The following is a 17198-nucleotide window of genomic DNA, read 5'->3' on the forward strand; positions in this document are numbered from 1 at the left end:
TTAAAAGGCCAGAACAAGTTTCTGGCCTTTATTATCTGTCTGTCCCGTCATCACCAGCGACAAGCTCCGTTACTGATACTTTTATCTGCTTCGCAATTACGGCAGATTGGTTTACTATGCGCCACCCAAAAATTTCAGCGCAGTCTACCAGGCAACTATGTCCGCCAACGCCCTATACACAGACCTTTCAGGCTACTACGACTTAATGTGTGTCGATATCGATTACCAGGCCCAAAGCCACTGTATTCGCCGGCTCCATCAATTGTTCGGTAACAACGGAAATACCCACCTTGATCTGGCCTGCGGCACAGGGCCGCATGTTCGTCATTTCATTGATTATGGCTATCAGAGCAGCGGACTTGATATCAATCAGCCTATGCTGGATATTGCCGCTACGCGTTGCCCGGAAGCACAGTTCACTTTGCAAAACATGAGTGATTTCAACATCACTTCTCCGGTGGACTTGATTACCTGTTTTCTGTATTCCATCCATTACAGCGATGGCATTGAAAAGTTGAAAGACTGTATCGCCAGTGTGCACAGTGCATTGAGCGATCAGGGAATGTTCTGTTTCAACGTGGTCGACAAAGACAAAATCAATAATGATTTATTTGTCAGGCACACTGCCCAGCACGATGGCAGCCAGTTCACTTTCCATTCAGGCTGGCATTATTGTGGCGACGGCGAAAAACAGTCGTTAAAGCTCAGCATCGAAAAAAGCACAGCTGACGAAACCCATAAATGGCATGACGAACACCCTATGGTTGCAGTCACTATCAATCAGTTAAAAGAGATTCTGCAGCCCTACTTTGATGTTCACGTTTTTGAACATGACTACGAAAAAATCATTCCTTGGAATAACACCTCAGGTAATGCCCTTTTCGCTTGTGTGAAAATCTGACTCTGATGGGCATCATTCACACTGATTGTAAGTGATGCCCATTTGATTGGCTTATTAGCGGAAACGATAAAACTGCTTCATCACCCCAGAGGTCAGCTTTGGTTGCCAAACCCCATATTGATCCCGCTTTAAGGCGTTTATGTCGCCGCCATCAATACTGTACCCAACCTTCCATAGTCGTCGCTTGAGATAGGCTGATTCTGTACTTCTGATGCATTATTTATCCAGAAAATCACACTAACTCTGTTCTTTCATCCCGGCATTCGTATGAGCCCATTTCGAATTCCCGACAAATCCAAGGCCGGTTTTCATAAATGGTACACATGAAGGTTTCCCGGTTGAGCGCCGAGCACCAACCATCTGCCAGACGTAACATGGTTTCACCACCCCACTCATCAGTGGCTATGTGCCGATCCGGTACGCCGGTATCAGTAATGATCATCACTTCTAAACGACAACAACAAGCCCGACAAGTAGAGCAGGAAACTTCAGGAACAGCGATATTTTTGATTGGAATGGTCATGAACATCTTCAGCAAATACAGTCGCGGCATAATACGCTAATTCGCACCGTTTTACCGAAATAGATGACCGTGAAAAAATGAGAGCCATTCACGTGTCTGTCCTGATACGAATCAGGACAGAACGTACCAGGACAGACACGTCAAGCATGGACGTACTGCACGTCTGTCATAGATGGATGTCATAGAAGGACAGGCATGCTAAGAAGAAAAAAACAAGCTCATCAATTTCAAGAGATTCTGATCCATCTCCCCACTTCCGGATTTACCCCTTTTATCGATGAATGCAGCCATATACTGTATATTCATCCAGACCAATGATTGTGATTCCCAATGACGACAGCACGCAGCCAGCTTATCAGCATAGAAGCTACGCCCTACTACCATTGCGTTTCCCGCTGTGTTCGCCGCTCTTTCCTGTGTGGCTATGATGAATTGACCCAGACCAGCTATGAACACAGGCGCGAATGGGTTGAGAAACGGTTGAAACGCATTGCCAACGTCTTCTGTATCGATGTTTGCGCCTACGCCATTATGAGTAATCACTACCATGTCGTTCTGCATATAAACAAGGTGCTGGTCCACCGCCTCTCGAATCACCAAGTCATTGAGCGCTGGCTCACTTTACATCACGCGCCCGTGCTGATTCAGCGATTTTTAAAAAACGAAACCTTATCCAAAGCCGAACACAATGCTTGCTTAACTATCATTCAAACCTGGCGGGAGCGGCTTGGTTCCATTAGCTGGTTTATGCGTTTACTTAATCAACACATCGCCTGCAAAGCCAATCAGGAAGATGACTGCACCGGTCATTTTTGGGAAAGCCGCTTCAAAAGCCAGGCATTACTGGATGAAAAAGCGTTAGCCGCCGCCATGACGTATGTGGATTTAAACCCGCTCCGCGCCGGTATCGCGGAGACACCGGAAACCTCCAACTACACTTCGGTGAAAGCGCGCATTCAATCGCTTCGACAAAACAAAGCAACCGCGCCCTGTCTTTTCCCCTTCGCCGGTAATCCGCGAAACCATATGCCGGCAGGGCTGCCTTTTCGTCTGCTCGATTATCTAGAACTGGTTGACTGGACAGGACGGCAAATCAGCGAAGGTAAGCGTCGCTATATAGACTCACCTCAGTGCCCTATCCTCGAACGACTCGGCTTTGACACTGCTTGCTGGCTGAATATTTGCACCAAGATAGAAACAGGCACCCTTATTGGCACAACTTCATCAATTCAAGCTGTTTTACCGAAATTAAACCGGCAGCGACGAACCGGTTTACAACTCCCATAAAAATTCACTGCAAACCGAACCACAACAGTGCGCCATGCGTATGCCGCCACTTACCTGAAAATCAGGTCAGGAGCATAAAATCTGACCTGGCATTCAAATACACTGTAAACCAGCACATTTAACGGCGCTTTAAAGCAATATATCGGATTCAGTAAAGCGCCGCTTGGTTTTGCCTTAGTATGACTGTCCTTATAAGTCGTTTCTAATCAGCGTCTGCTCGTAAATCCTGTGTCTGTCCTTTTAGACCGTGCTTGTAAGCCGTGTCTGTCCCCCTAATCCTATCATCCAAAAAGCGCTCGAACAGAAATGGGGTGATATCCACACTGGTTGGTTCGCCGCGTACCAGTTCATTCAACAGTTTACCGGTAATCGCAGAGGTCAGCATACCGGTTCTGAAATGACCGCAAGCCGTCAGATAACCGTCAATACCGGGTACTGGCCCCAGAATCGGCAACTCGTCCGGGGAGCCGGGACGCAATCCGGCCCAGCAGCGTTTAATGTTCATGTCGCGCAATTGCGGAATCGTCTTCATCGCGCCCCGGGCCAATGATTTAAGCTGACTCAAATCTGTGCTGGTATCGTAACCACACTCTTCAGTGGTTGAACCAATCAGGATCTCACCATTGTCTTTCTGCGCAATATAACAATCACTGGTGGTAATACAGCTATTCAGTATTTTGGGCATTTTTTCAGACACCAGCACCTGTCCTTTTACCGGGAAAACCGGCATCTGCATGCCTGTCGCCCACAGATTGATCTGCTCCGCCCAAGCCCCGGCGGCATTGATGACCATACCGGCGCTTAATTTACCCCGTGAAGTCTGCACGCCTGTCACACGATGCCCCTGTCGTTCAATCCCTGTGATTGAGGTATTGAGGTACAAATCCACACCGTTCTGCCGTGCAGCTTCCACATAGGCATCATTCAGCCGGTAAGGGTTGATCTGGTGGTCGGTATCGAACTCCATTGCACCAATGGCATCCGGTGCTATATTCGGCTCTTCATTCAGTAATGTGGCTTTATCAAGCCAGCGAATGTGTTGCTGACGATCTGGCACAGCAGCTGCAATATGTTCGGCGTAAATACGATCATATTGATCAAACAGCACAAACTTCAGCCCTGTTTTTTCATATTTCATATCAACGCCGTGTTTCTCCAGCAGCTCCTGATTTAAAGCCGGATACATGGTATTTGACATCATTGCCAGATCAAAAAAAGGCTTTGGCATGATGTGCGGCTTCATGTCAGAGATGTCTGATACCTCCCCCCCTTCCCGGAGTTGTTTAGACAGCGTCTTAAACAGAATAACCCCACACCCCAGACCCGTTGATTCGCCCATCGCCCACAATCCGCCGGCAGAGGCGCGGGACGCATTGCCCGGTTTTTTGATATCGACCAGCGCAATGTTCAGATCCCGGTTACGGCTTAACGCAAAGGCCACCGCACTGCCGATAACCCCACCACCGCAAATCACCACATCATAGTGCTTCATTATTCGCTCTCCATGGCAGCAAAAGGAACAGGATCTAATGGGAATCTGACTCGAAACAGGCCCTGCTCGCGGTGAAAGCCTTCATTTGCTAACCTGTCATAACAATAATGACTGCAGGTTTTACCCTGGCAGTCTCCCATGGTGACACGGGTCCGCATTTTCAGGCTCACGCTATCCCGGCAGCCTTCAGCAATCGCTTTGTCTATATCAGAACGCTTTACCTGCTCGCAGCGGCAGATCACAGTCTCGGCGTCGGGCAAGTTCAACAGCCCTTTTTTACGCTGATTCACACGGTCAAAAGCGCCTCGAAAACGATAGAAACGCTTGAGCGTCCTCTGCAGCTCAGTGAAACGTACCTTGAGATCTGCCGCTTTGTCCGGATAGCGTTCAGCCACCAATGCCAGGGCCGCTATCTGACCTTCCACAATGGCAACATCCGCCCCGGCAAAACGGGCAGAATCACCAGCACAGAAAATATTCCGGCGGCTACTGCGCTGATAAGCATCTGTTACCGGAATCAACCCGCTGAACTCATCCATCCTTAACTCAAGATCCATTAACTGAGCCAGCTGGGACCGGGAAACAAACCCATAACCCACGCCCAGTAAATCGGCGTCTATCCATTGTATTTTTTGCTGGTCGGCTTCCCAGTTACTGTTATAGGGTGCGACGGCCACACGCTCGAGACTGGTACTGCCTTTTGCTTTTACTATCCCCCAGCCATAGTTCACCGGTACTTGATGCAGCCTGAGATACGCAAGAAGCGACAGGCCTTCCAGTGCTATCTGCGGGCGATTAAGCAGTGCGACCACCTCCTTACTCATCTCACTGAAAGATGCAGCATCATAGACACCTTTTACGTCGATTCCTGAGCGAAGAAGCTGACAGGCAAGCAGTATCAATAACGGGCCTGTCCCGGTTATTACCGCCTGCCGACCGGGGCGAACCAGTCCGCTCTTGAGCTGCAACTGAATACCACCAGCCAGCATCACACCCGGTAACTGCCAGCCCGGAAAAGGGATGCTACGTTCCTGACAACCCGTTGCCAGAAACAGATAATCAAAGTCCTGAGTAAAAAGCCTGTCATGGCGGGACAGCAGAAGTTGACTGCCGGTTAACGGGCCAAGCACCCGCGTCTCAGTCAGAAGCTCGACATTGTGTCGATGCTCCGCCACCAAAGCCTGCTGTAAAGCAATATTCTTCTGCAGGTTTTCATCCAGATGCGGCATCGCTTGTGTTGCCCGCCAGGGACCTCGATAGATGACACCGCCAGCTTTTGGCGACTCGTCAATGACTGTTGACTGTATATCAAATGCCGACAAGGTGGCTGCTATCGACATACCGGCAGGGCCAGCACCGACAATCACGATATTCTCAGACATGGTTGCTGTCCCCTTCGATAACGCGATTGCGACAGGTGCGGATTTTCATACTGGGCTGGACAAGCGTCTGGCAGGCACGCTGCTTGTGACGGCCATTAATTTCGACAAGGCAGCAATGGCAAACGCCCATGCCGCAAAAGGCCCCTGAAGATGCGCCAAAATCGTTTTTCATCAAACGCCTGAACTCACTGGCTAATAGTGTGCTCAATACACTTTCACCGGGTACTGCTTTCACTTCAATATCATTCACTGACACACAAAACGTGCTGTCTTTTAGCGGCGTAATATCTTGTGTTCTGGTTATAGATGCCATTTTATACTCTGTCTTTTGTAGGTAAGGTAAGAAATGCCACTGGAATGCACTCAACTTAAGTGAAACCATAAGCATATAGATACGCTACCACTCAGCCAGATTCTGTGGTTGTTTTTGATCAATGTTTTGTATGATCAGACGATGCTTAACGGCGACACCGGCACAGACAGCGCAAAGAATGCAAACGATTGCCATTTGGGGAGGTAAATAGGGAATACGGCTTTACTTAGCCACGCCATACTTTTAGAATCGGGCGAATTTTTTGGAGGGAGCTACTATGACGTCGATCACTATCACACGTCCGGACGACTGGCACGTACACTTGCGCGATGGCGATGTACTAAAGGATACAGTTCGGGACATCAGCCGTTATATGGGACGGGCTATCATCATGCCTAACCTTGTTCCTCCCGTTACTGATACCTCTGCTGCTCTTGCTTACCGTGATCGTATTCTGGCTGCTCAGCCAAGTGAAACATTCTCTCCTTTGATGGTGCTATACCTCACCGATAACACAACACCTGACGAGATTCGCAAAGCCAAGGCCAGTGGACACGTATACGCGGCCAAGCTCTACCCTGCCGGAGCAACCACTAACTCTGATTCTGGCGTCACTGACATCAAAAAGCTACTGCCAACCATGGAAGCCATGCAGGAACTGGGCATGCCGCTCCTGATTCATGGCGAAGTGACTAAGCACGATGTGGATATTTTTGACCGTGAAAAAGTCTTTCTGGAAACTGTGCTGGCGCCTATTGTCGCTGCCATGCCAAACCTGAAAGTGGTGCTTGAACACATTACTACCAAAGATGCGGTCGACTTTGTCAACAATGCCGGGCCAAACGTAGGGGCAACGATTACCGCCCACCATTTACTGTATAACCGAAACCACATGCTGGCTGGCGGCATCCGTCCGCACTTTTACTGCCTGCCTATTTTAAAGCGTAACACCCATCAGGAAGCACTGATTGCAGCAGCCACCAGTGGCAGCAACAAATTCTTCCTGGGCACAGATTCAGCGCCGCATGCGAAAGGCAAAAAAGAAGCTGCCTGTGGCTGTGCCGGATCTTATACAGCACATGCTGCTATTGAGCTGTACGCAGAAGTTTTCGAGCTGGCAGGCGCACTCGACAAACTGGAAGGTTTTGCCAGCCATAATGGCCCTGACTTCTACGGCCTGCCTCGCAATCGCGACACTATCACCCTGACTAAACAAAGCTGGGCGGTGCCGGATACAATGCAATTCGGTGCCGATCAGGTGGTGCCTATCCGGGCCGGTGAACAGATCAGCTGGAAAGTGGCAGAGTAATCTGTTTTGTCCTAGTAAAAAGGCTCCTTTCCCGGAGCTTTTTTCATTCAATCTGTTCTCATTTTACACAATCCGCTTGCTTCATCCTCCAGCACGATTAAAGTATAAAAAACAATCACTTTTTGGAGGGACGCCTGTGACTGGTTATGAATCTATCCCCTCACTTGTCATCTTCGCCGTGCTGGGCTGGGTAGCCCTGAACGCCATCTTTTTCTTTTCTCACCGCTGGCGGCTGTTTTCAGATATTACCTGGATCCTCTTGCTGGGACTGATCTACGGTGCGGTTTCCGCAATGCCGGATTCCAATTTGCCGGATTTAGTACTGGAGCCCCATGTTGTGCTGTATCTTTTCGTACCGCTGCTGGTGTTTTCATCCACCCAATGTATTTGCCTGTTTCATTTCAGGCAGGTACTGATCCCCGCGTCACTGGCCGGCTCCTTCGGCATACTGATCAGCATGTTTGTGATTGCAGCCGCCATACACTGGCTGCTCGGGGTACCCTTCATGCCTGCGTTGTTGTTTGGAGTCATCATTTCCGCCACCGACCCTTTGGCAATCAGCGCCTTATTCAAAGATAACCAGAGTGTGACCGAAAACCAGAAACTGCTGATTGAAGGGGAATCCATACTGAACGACGGTTTTGTGGTCACTGTGGCCAGTATTCTCTCGTTAGTCATTTTCAGCGGCACTGAATTTGATCTGACCAGCAGCAGCCTGAGTTTAGTGTCGCACGTGGTGGGAGCTTTGGCGGTGGGTGTAGTACTCGGGCGTGGGGCACGCTGGCTGCTGACATTGCTGCATGAGCGGCATTACACCCTAACAACCAATATCACACTGGCTTTGGCATATGGCAGTTTTGTGCTGGCAGAAGAGTTGTATTTTTCCGGCATTCTGGCCGTGTTTTCCGCGGCACTGGCCTACGGTTACAAGCCCTATCAGGACGATGCCAACCACCTGGCACATCAGGAGATCTGGGAGTATCTGGATTATGTCGCCAATGCCCTGCTTTTCTTCCTGCTCGGCTCCAGCGTGTTTACCCTGTTGTCTCTCGATATCTTGTCCGCCGCTGTCATACTGTTATCCATTGCGCTGCTTTTTTCGGCGCGGTTTATTTCGCTTTGGCTAATGCTGCCTGTACTGCGCATAGATTCGAAAAAACTGTCACGGCTTGATTTCTGGTTGCTGAACTTCTCAGGGGCACGCGGCGCGGTATCCATTGCCCTGATCCTGATGCTGCCGACAGATTTCAGTTACAAACCGTTATTTCTGACGATGGCAATCAGCATGATTCTGTTTTCTCTGCTTGTTTATCCGGTTATTACCAAGCGTATGCTGGCACAACGCCGTACCATCAGTGAGTCGGCTTCATAACATTCTCTTCAACCCAAAGTCCTCCCCGCGCAAGTGCGGGGAGGACACAGGTGTTAAGTTCAGACAATCAGCATGAAAGTACTAACCAAGCTGTTTTTCTGGTACCGGTTCCCCTTCACGGCCCGGCAAAGGGACGCTGTGGAACAAGCGGTACAGCACAGGAACGACAATCAGGGTCAATATGGTCGCAAAGCCCAGACCGAACATGATGGTCACTGCCATTGGCTTAAAGAACACATCCGGCAGTAGCGGAATCATGCCCAGAATAGTCGTGATTGCTGCCATACAGACAGGACGAACCCGGCTGACTGCGGCATCCACCACCGCCTGATATTTTTCTTTACCACTGCTGATTTCAATTTCGATCTGATCCAACAGCACAATGCCGTTTTTCACCAGCATGCCAGACAAGCTCAAAAAGCCCAGTAAGGCCATAAAGCCAAACGGGGTGTTCAGCAACAGCAAGCCGGATGCTACCCCGATCACCGCCAGAGGGACAGTCGCCCACACGATCAGCGCCTCTTTCACCTTGTTAAACAGGAAGATGGTGATCAGGAACATCATCAGATAACCCATTGGCATTGAGCTGAACAACGACGCTTTCGCATCGCCGGATGACTCGTACTCGCCGCCCCATTCCAACGCATAACCTGGCGGCAGGTCCAGTGCCTCAATTGCCGGCTGGATTCGCTTTTGTACCGTGGCGGCAGTTTCATCGCCCAACGGATCAGGGTCAGCCATCACTGTCAGCACCCGCTTTCTGTCTTTGCGTGCGATGAGCGGATCTTCCCAGCGCAGATTGACGGCTGAGATCACTTGCTGCAATGGCACATATCCCTGAACAGCCGGACTCCAGATTTTCATCCCCTCAATGGTGTTGATATCAACACGCTCCTGCTCCGGCAGTCTGGCAACAATCGGCATCAGAGTGGTGCCCTCGCGGTAAATCCCCACAGAGAGACCAGAAAATGCCATTTGCAGCAGATCATCGACATCTTTCTTAGTGATACCGTAACGACGGGCCTGGCTCTCGTTGAACACCGGCTCAAGTACTTTAGTACGTTCACGCCAGTCGTGACGTATGTTGGCTGTACCTGCGTCAGCCCGCATGATATCAGTGACGTCTTTGGCCAGGCCGCGCAGTACCGTCGGATCGGGGCCGATCAGCCGGGCTTCGATTTTCGCGCCCGAAGACGGACCAAGCATGATTTGCTTGAGCTTATATTCCACATTCGGGAAGCCCTGAACAATGATCGCCTGCACCTGAGACATAGCCGGCAGCACATCATCAAACTGCTTCACCCGAATAATCAGCTCGCCATAAGCGGCATAACTTTTTTCGGGTGAATAAGTCAGCATAAAGCGTTGTGAGCCTTTACCCGCACTGGTGCTCACATAATCAATGCTGTCAGTTTGTTCAATTTGCTGCTGCATCTGTTTCAGCACATCATTGGTTGCCCGGATATCGGTGCCTTCAGGCAACCAGATATCCACCATGAACATAGGCGAGGTGGAGGCAGGGAAGAAAGATTGCTTAATAAGTGTAAAACCGTACAGGCTCACACCCAGCATGACCACCAGCGATATCACAGTCAGCCAGGCGCGTCGCATACAAAGCTCAAGGAACTGCCGGTACAGCACAAAAAACTTGCCTTTGTAAGGGTCGTCATTCTCTTCTGCACTTTCAGCCACTTTTTGCGATTTAAAGAACAAATCGGCGAAGAAAGGCGTCAGGGAAATGGCGGTAAACCAGCTCAGCATTAAAGAAATCAGCAGCACGGTAAACAAAGTACGGGTGTATTCCCCGGTCGAGTCCTGCGATAAGCCAATAGGCGCAAACGCCATGACAGCAATCACAGTCGCGCCCAGGAGCGGCCATTTGGTTTGTGTGACTATGTCAGACGCCGCCTGCAGCCGTGTACGCCCTTTCTGCAAACCAATCAGTATGCCTTCAACCACCACTATGGCATTATCAACCAGCATCCCCAAAGCAATTACCAGTGCCCCCAATGAAATGCGCTGCAGGTCGATAGCCATCCATTTCATAAACACAAAAGTGGCAAGTACGGTTAACAGCAGAATCAGTCCAATAAGAAGACCGGAACGCAATCCCATGAAGAACAGCAGGACAACAATTACAATCGCAACGGCCTGGCCCAGGCTCACTACAAAGCCGCTGACCGATTTATCCACTTCTGTCGGCTGGCTGTATACTACGCCGATATCTATGCCCACCGGCTGCTGCCCTTTCAGTTCAGCAAGACGCTTCATCACGCGCTTACCGCCTTCAACCACATTGATACCGGAAACAAAAGAGATACCCAGATTCAGGGCTTGCTTGCCGTTATAACTGACCAGATTATCCGGAACTTCCTTAAACCCGCGCTCGATCGTGGCGACATCTCTGAGGTAAATCAGCCCCTGAGAGCCGGAATCTTTAATGATCAGATCGCCCAGCGCATCCGCATTCTGAAATTCACCTGTGGTCTGAACTCGAATATACTCATCCCCGACGCGAATAGCGCCAGAACTGGTCACCAGATTTTGCTGCTGCAAGGTGCCGTAAATTGTATCCGGTGAGATACCCAGGTTACTCAGCCGCTGCATAGATATTTCAATAAATACCTGCTCTTGCTGCGTACCCGTGACCTGTACTTTGCCCACACCATTAACCAGTTCGAGCTCCCGGCGAAGATAATCAACATAATCGTTGAGTTCACGATAGGTATAACCATCGCCGGTCACAGCCAGTAAAATGCCGTATACATCACCAAAGTCATCCACTACTTTGGGCACCCCGACACCGGGTGGCAGGCTGGGTTTCAGGTCATTCACCTTACGGCGCAGTTCATCCCAGATCTGCGGCAGATCGTCCGGTCCATAATTGTTTTTCATGGTCACTGTGATCTGAGACAAATCGCGGCTTGAAATAGAGTTAACTTCATCGACATAAGGAAGCTGACCGATAGCCTTCTCGATCGGATAGGTTACCTCTTCTTCAACCTGCTGCGCTGTCGCACCAGGGTAAGAGGTCACCACCATGGCGTCTTTGATCGTAAACTCAGGATCTTCCAGCCGGCCTAATTCCAGAAATGCCATTGTCCCGCCGATCAGAAAGATCAGAGTCAGCATCCAACTGATGACTTTGTTTTTAATAAAGTATGTGGCTATATCTTGTTTCATTATTTCGCAGCCTCCTGATCCACAACAGTCACATGCTGACCATCACGGAGGCGGTTGACACCTTCAGTCACAATCACGTCGCCTTCCTGCAATCCTGACATAATACGCACACCATCCGGGACGACTTTATCTGTCACAATCTGGCGCTTGGTCACTGTATTATCGTCATTGACTACCCACACGAATTTATTGGCAGGGTTGATAGCATCGCCATCTTCATTAAACACGGCACTCAGAGGAATCACCGCTTCATCAGAGCGATAAACCTGTATTTTTTGTCCGTCCACTTTTACCTCGACCGAAGTGCCATCAAGAATGAACTGCTCTTTGGGCATTGGCATGGTAAGTGTGACTTTGAATGAGCCGAGCTCAGGATCCGGCTCTGTCGTAAACTCTTTCAGATACGCGGTATATTCTGTCCCGTCATCCAGTATCACTTTTGTTCCCGGCCGCTTATTTTGTACTTGGCTGGCGGTGCTTTTTGAGTAAATCATGTCCGGGGCCTGGATCAGGATATCCACATCAGTCGCGCTATGGATATTCATCACAGCCTCGCCCACCTGCACGTTTTCAAACTGTTCAACAGGTACACGAGAGATCACCCCGCTGAAAGGGGCGTGCAATGCAGTGAATGTCAGACGTAACTTGGCAAGGTTAAGCCTCGCCAGCGCAATTTGCCGTTGTGCAGCCAATTCATCGAACTGCGACTGAGCCAGATAACCTTGCTTAACCAGTGTTGCCGAGCGGCGATACTGGCTGTCCGCCAGACTGAATTTCGCCTGCGCATCATTGACCGTCAGCTGATAATCAGTCGGATCAAGTTGCGCCAGCAACTGGCCTTTTTTCACAAACTCGCCCGGCTTGACGTTGACCTTGATCACTTCACCGGCAAGACGAAAAGACAGCACAGATTTATCTGCCGCCGCCGCGACGGCCGGAAAAGATAAAATCGGTGAGCTTTGCTCCAGTCCCACCTGATAGACGCTCACAGATTGTGAAGCCTTTGGCTCGGACTGCGGTTCCTGACCACACCCAATGAGCAACCACGGTAATACCCAGAAAGCCGAACGTAATATGGTACTTTTCATCTCAGAGACCCCGCTCCTTCACCCATTCACGCACGATCTGACCTTCTTCCAGCTCAGTCACGCCAGACGCGGCAATAACTGCACCGTCTTCTAACCCGCTGACCACACGGGATTGTTCATCCAGCACCACTTCAACTTTGCTGACTTTGCCATCGTCAGCCACCCGCCATACATAAGTGCTGCCGTTTTCCTTCACAATCGCCCGCGCTGGTAAAGAACCCGTACCTGTTTGCGGTAACGCAATTTTCACTTGCCCTGCCATGCCGGGAAGCAGGTTTTGATCAACGGGTTTTTCCATGGTGAGTGTGACCTGGTAACTGGAGGTTTTGGTATCGGCTTCGGTATCAATTTCCTTCAGATTGGCCTGGAACACCTGATCCGGGATGGTATCGAAAATCACCTGAGCAGACCGCTCAGTACCGCCTCGCATACGGTTAAGCAGTTGCTGGGGTAACTGGAAACTGACATTCAGCAACCCTTCACTCTGAATATGCATTACAGGCTGTTTCGCCGAAACATATTCATAATTGTTGGCCATTGAAATAGAGACGACTCCATCGTAAGGCGCAATCAGGGTGGCGTATTTCAGGTTGGCTTCCTGTTTGTCCAATTCCGCTCTGGCCTGATTTCTGGCTGCCGTTGACTGGTCAAAATCCAGTTCGGACACCACATTGGTTTTCAACAATTCAGCATTTCGTTTGTACTGAACCTGAGCAAGGTTGTAGTTAGCTTTGGCTTGTTCAACCAGCAACTCCAGTTCGTCCGTTTTCAGCTTCGCCAGACGCTGGCCTTTTTTCACATCTTCGCCATCGCGCACATCCACACTTTCCAGCACCCCCGAGACCCGGAATGCCAGCACCGCTTTATCGCCGGCTTCCACCTGGGCGGGAAATGTCCGATAGCTCTGACTGCCACCGACATCAACAGTTATCAACTTAACCGGCCGGGATACGGGTTCGGGCACAGATTTTGTTTCCTCACTGCAACCGGTGAGCATACTCACCGACAGCGTCAGGGCCAGCAAAGTGAACCTCATTCAATGCCTCTCCAATTCAATAGGTATAATATTTTCAACATTTTGTATTCAGCTACGCATTAACATAGCAAAAAAATGCCATTTTATTGCCTACTTCCTTAATCAAAGGTTAAACCAGTGCAAAAAAAAGGAGCCATACAGCTCCTTTTTATTTCAAATTATTTCAACAGATAGCACTTCAGGCGTGTTACGCATCCATTTCAGCAATTTTGACTTTCCAGATGTCAGGGCCGGTCTGATGCGCATTCACACCGTCTGAGTCGACGGCTACTGTGACAGGCATATCCTGCACTTCAAATTCATAGATAGCTTCCATCCCCAGATCTTCAAACGCCACAACGCGCGATTTCTTGATAGCTTTCGCCACCAGATAGGCCGCACCACCGACTGCCATTAAATACACTGCCTTGTGATTTTTAATCGACTCGATAGCTACAGGGCCGCGCTCTGCTTTACCTATCATGCCGATCAGGCCGGTTTCAGCCAGCATCATGTCGGTAAATTTATCCATGCGCGTGGACGTTGTCGGACCGGCAGGCCCGACGGCTTCGTCGCCAACGGCATCCACAGGACCCACGTAATAAATGAAACGATTGTTGAAGTCCACACCCTCTGGCAGGCCCTGTCCACTGTTCAGCATTTCCTGAATACGCTTGTGGGCAGCATCACGACCAGTCAGGATTTTACCGGACAGCAGCACGGTCTCACCCGACTTCCACTGCTGGATTTCCTCTTTGGTGATGTTGTCGACATTGACACGTCGCACATTCTGACCCACTTCCCAGGTCACTTCCGGCCAGTCTTCCAGCTTAGGAGGCGTCAGTTCTGCCGGGCCGCTGCCGTCCAACGTGAAGTGCACGTGGCGGGTTGCCGCACAGTTAGGAATCATACACACAGGTTTAGAGGCCGCATGTGTTGGCGCTGTCTTGATTTTGATATCCAGTACGGTGGTCATGCCGCCAAGGCCCTGGGCGCCGATACCCAGCTTGTTTACGCGATCGTAGATATCCAGACGCAGTTTCTCTTCGGCATTTTGCGGTCCGCGCTCTATCAGCTCATGAATATCAACTGCTTCCATCAGCGACTCTTTCGCCAATACCGCGGCTTTTTCAGCCGTGCCGCCGATACCGATGCCAAGCATACCTGGCGGACACCAGCCCGCGCCCATTAGTGGCACCGTCTTTTCAACCCACTCAGCAATATCATCCGACGGGTTCAGCATCACCATTTTCGTTTTGTTCTCTGAACCGCCACCTTTGGCTGCCAGCTGAATTTCCACTTCGTTACCCGGCACCATATCGATATGGACAACGGCAGGGGCATTATCTTTGGTGTTGATACGCGCTCCGGCAGGATCCGCGACAACCGATGCCCGCAAAGGATTGATCGGGTTGTTGTATGCCTGACGCACGCCTTCATCAATCATTTCCTGAACGGTCAGATCGCTCTCCCACTGCACGTTCATACCAATTTTCACGAAACAGGTGACAATACCTGTGTCCTGGCAAATCGGACGATGGCCTTCGGCGGACATACGAGAGTTAATCAGAATCTGTGCCATGGCATCTTTCGCGGCCTGGCTCTGCTCTTTGTGGTAAGCCTTTTCAAGAGCCTGTACAAAATCCAGCGGATGGTAGTAGGAAATGTATTGCAGCGCATCTGCCACACTGCTGATAACATCTTCTTTACGGATGACGGTCATAGTTGCCCTCGTTGCTTATTGTCGTATACGCGCCTGCAAATTGACGGGTCTGACCCGGACTGTATCTATGGTAGGGTGTCAGAGGCAGACCGGAATCTTGGGCTGAATCATCAATGCACCGGATAAAGCCGCGATGCAGACGTCGTATTTGTTTCTATGATACTCTTGCCCGCAATCTCGCGCTATGCGCCAATCGAACACCTGTCACAAAAAAGAAAATGAAATATTCTGCTGTCTCTCAACTCCAGGTGATACATCTGGACTATAGCCAGAATGCTATTCTGGACTGGTTCGAACCACTTTCTACCTCCCCTTGGGCTATGCTGCTGCGTTCAGCAGCGCAAGGCCACCCTGACAATCGTTATGACATTCTGGTTGCCAGCCCGCTGGCGACCATTGAAACCCGCGACGGTATCAGTGTGATCACTCATGCAACCGGCAAGCAACACAGTTCAGATCAGGACCCGTTTTCATTACTGCACGCGCTGCAGTCCGAATTGTTGCCAGCCTGTACTGCCATCGACGATCTCCCTTTTACCGGTGGTGCTGTGGGGTACTTTGCTTACGATCTGGGCCGGCAGGTCGAGAAAATCCCAACCCTGGCCATTCAGGATATCAAGGCGCCGGATATGGCTGTGGGCTTGTATGACTGGGCGTTAATTGCTGACCACCATACCCGGCAACTCTCGCTGGTGGCGCCGGATACCTCAGCGCGATTGCAGTGGCTGCAGGCACAGCGCTCCTCTCAGTCTGACCAGCGGGATACCTTTCGGCTAACTACTGACTGGCAGGCCAATATGACGCTCGACAGCTATACCCGGAAATTCAATCAGGTACAGGATTACCTGACTGCGGGTGACTGTTATCAGATTAACCTTGCCCAACGCTTCAGTGCGGGTTATCAGGGGGATGAATGGCAGGCTTACCTGAAACTGGAAAGCCATAATGGCACCCCCTTTTCAGCCTTTATCCGTCTTGAGCAGGCCGCCGTATTGTCTGTGTCACCGGAGCGTTTTCTGAAACTCAAAGACAACAGGATTGAAACCAAGCCCATTAAGGGCACTCGCCCACGTTCAGCCGATCCTGTCACCGATCAGGCCAATGCCGATGATCTGAAACACGCAAATAAAGACAGGGCGGAGAATTTGATGATAGTCGATTTGCTGCGCAATGATATCGGTCGGGTAGCATCACCGGGAACGGTTCGTGTTCCGAGCCTGTTTGCTATTGAAAGCTTTCCGGCCGTCCATCACTTAGTCAGCACGGTCACGGCTGATATGGATCCCACTCAGCATTGTGCAACAGATCTGCTCAGAGCTTGCTTTCCAGGCGGTTCTATCACGGGGGCGCCGAAAGTCCGCGCCATGGAAATTATCGAAGAACTGGAGCCGCACAGACGCAGCGTGTACTGCGGCAGTATTGGTTACATCAGCCGCTGCGGCCAGATGGATACCAGCATCACGATCCGGACGCTGATTGCGGCAGAGAAGCAGATTTATGCCTGGGCCGGTGGCGGCGTGGTAGCCGACAGTGAGGCTCAGAGCGAATACCAGGAAACGCTGGACAAGCTGAGCAAAATTCTGCCAATCTTATAACAGACCCTCAACAAA

General features: G+C 50.5%; 13 protein-coding genes. 5 read left to right on the top strand and 8 right to left on the bottom strand.

The window, feature by feature from the left end:
- Nucleotides 1-157: 157 nt before the first annotated feature.
- The gene (locus D6M16_RS06740) at nt 158-901 is read left to right on the top strand and encodes a class I SAM-dependent DNA methyltransferase (RefSeq protein ID WP_120511137.1); all 744 of its coding nucleotides are present in this window, start codon (nt 158-160) and stop codon (nt 899-901) included.
- 232 nt (nt 902-1133) lie between these two features.
- Here the strand turns inward: D6M16_RS06740 and D6M16_RS06745 are convergent, their stop codons facing one another.
- Nucleotides 1134-1424 carry a YkgJ family cysteine cluster protein gene (locus tag D6M16_RS06745; protein ID WP_120511901.1) on the bottom strand — a complete coding sequence of 97 codons (291 nt, stop codon included), beginning with the start codon at nt 1422-1424 and terminating at the stop codon, nt 1134-1136.
- Between the two features lie 330 nt (nt 1425-1754).
- On the opposite strand from D6M16_RS06745, the gene D6M16_RS06750 reads away from it, so the two are divergent.
- Nucleotides 1755-2711, top strand: coding sequence for a transposase (locus D6M16_RS06750; protein ID WP_120511138.1), 957 nt, complete (start codon nt 1755-1757; stop codon nt 2709-2711).
- A 202-nt stretch (nt 2712-2913) separates the two neighbouring features.
- On the opposite strand, the gene D6M16_RS06755 is transcribed toward D6M16_RS06750, so the two are convergent.
- From D6M16_RS06755 to D6M16_RS06765, 3 genes are read right to left on the bottom strand one after another with little or no spacing between them, the layout of a single operon-like run.
- Nucleotides 2914-4203: an NAD(P)/FAD-dependent oxidoreductase gene (locus D6M16_RS06755; RefSeq protein WP_120511139.1), complete on the bottom strand. Its 1290-nt coding sequence runs from the start codon at nt 4201-4203 to the stop codon at nt 2914-2916.
- Nucleotides 4203-5585, bottom strand: coding sequence for an NAD(P)/FAD-dependent oxidoreductase (locus tag D6M16_RS06760; protein WP_120511140.1), 1383 nt, complete (start codon nt 5583-5585; stop codon nt 4203-4205). Before D6M16_RS06760 ends, D6M16_RS06755 begins: the two co-directional genes overlap by 1 nt.
- Nucleotides 5578-5898: a (2Fe-2S)-binding protein gene (locus D6M16_RS06765; RefSeq protein ID WP_120511141.1), complete on the bottom strand. Its 321-nt coding sequence runs from the start codon at nt 5896-5898 to the stop codon at nt 5578-5580. The genes D6M16_RS06760 and D6M16_RS06765 overlap by 8 nt, the downstream gene beginning before the upstream one ends.
- Nucleotides 5899-6175: 277 nt before the next feature.
- Here D6M16_RS06765 and pyrC point away from each other — a divergent pair, with 277 nt between their 5' ends.
- Entirely contained in the window at nt 6176-7207 is a 1032-nt protein-coding gene (pyrC, locus tag D6M16_RS06770; RefSeq protein WP_120511142.1) for a dihydroorotase, read from the top strand.
- 136 nt (nt 7208-7343) lie between these two features.
- A complete protein-coding gene (locus D6M16_RS06775) occupies nt 7344-8579 on the top strand; it encodes a cation:proton antiporter (protein ID WP_120511143.1) in 1236 nt (411 codons plus the stop codon).
- Nucleotides 8580-8660: 81 nt separating this feature from the next.
- On the opposite strand, the gene D6M16_RS06780 is transcribed toward D6M16_RS06775, so the two are convergent.
- From D6M16_RS06780 to D6M16_RS06795, 4 genes are all read right to left on the bottom strand, one after another.
- Nucleotides 8661-11762 (bottom strand): efflux RND transporter permease subunit, encoded by a 3102-nt coding sequence (locus D6M16_RS06780; RefSeq protein WP_120511144.1) that lies wholly within the window; start codon nt 11760-11762, stop codon nt 8661-8663.
- On the bottom strand, nt 11762-12850 hold the full coding sequence (locus D6M16_RS06785; RefSeq protein ID WP_120511145.1) for an efflux RND transporter periplasmic adaptor subunit: 1089 nt from the start codon (nt 12848-12850) through the stop codon (nt 11762-11764). Before D6M16_RS06785 ends, D6M16_RS06780 begins: the two co-directional genes overlap by 1 nt.
- 1 nt (nt 12851) lies before the next feature.
- The gene (locus D6M16_RS06790) at nt 12852-13886 is read right to left on the bottom strand and encodes an efflux RND transporter periplasmic adaptor subunit (protein WP_120511146.1); all 1035 of its coding nucleotides are present in this window, start codon (nt 13884-13886) and stop codon (nt 12852-12854) included.
- Nucleotides 13887-14073: 187 nt separating this feature from the next.
- On the bottom strand, nt 14074-15588 hold the full coding sequence (locus D6M16_RS06795) for a fumarate hydratase (RefSeq protein ID WP_120511147.1): 1515 nt from the start codon (nt 15586-15588) through the stop codon (nt 14074-14076).
- A gap of 218 nt (nt 15589-15806) precedes the next feature.
- Here D6M16_RS06795 and pabB point away from each other — a divergent pair, with 218 nt between their 5' ends.
- Nucleotides 15807-17183 (top strand): aminodeoxychorismate synthase component 1, encoded by a 1377-nt coding sequence (gene pabB, locus D6M16_RS06800; RefSeq protein WP_120511148.1) that lies wholly within the window; start codon nt 15807-15809, stop codon nt 17181-17183.
- Nucleotides 17184-17198 lie beyond the last annotated feature (15 nt).

It is taken from the genome of Photobacterium salinisoli, assembly GCF_003614885.1.
Lineage (GTDB): Bacteria > Pseudomonadota > Gammaproteobacteria > Enterobacterales > Vibrionaceae > Photobacterium > Photobacterium salinisoli.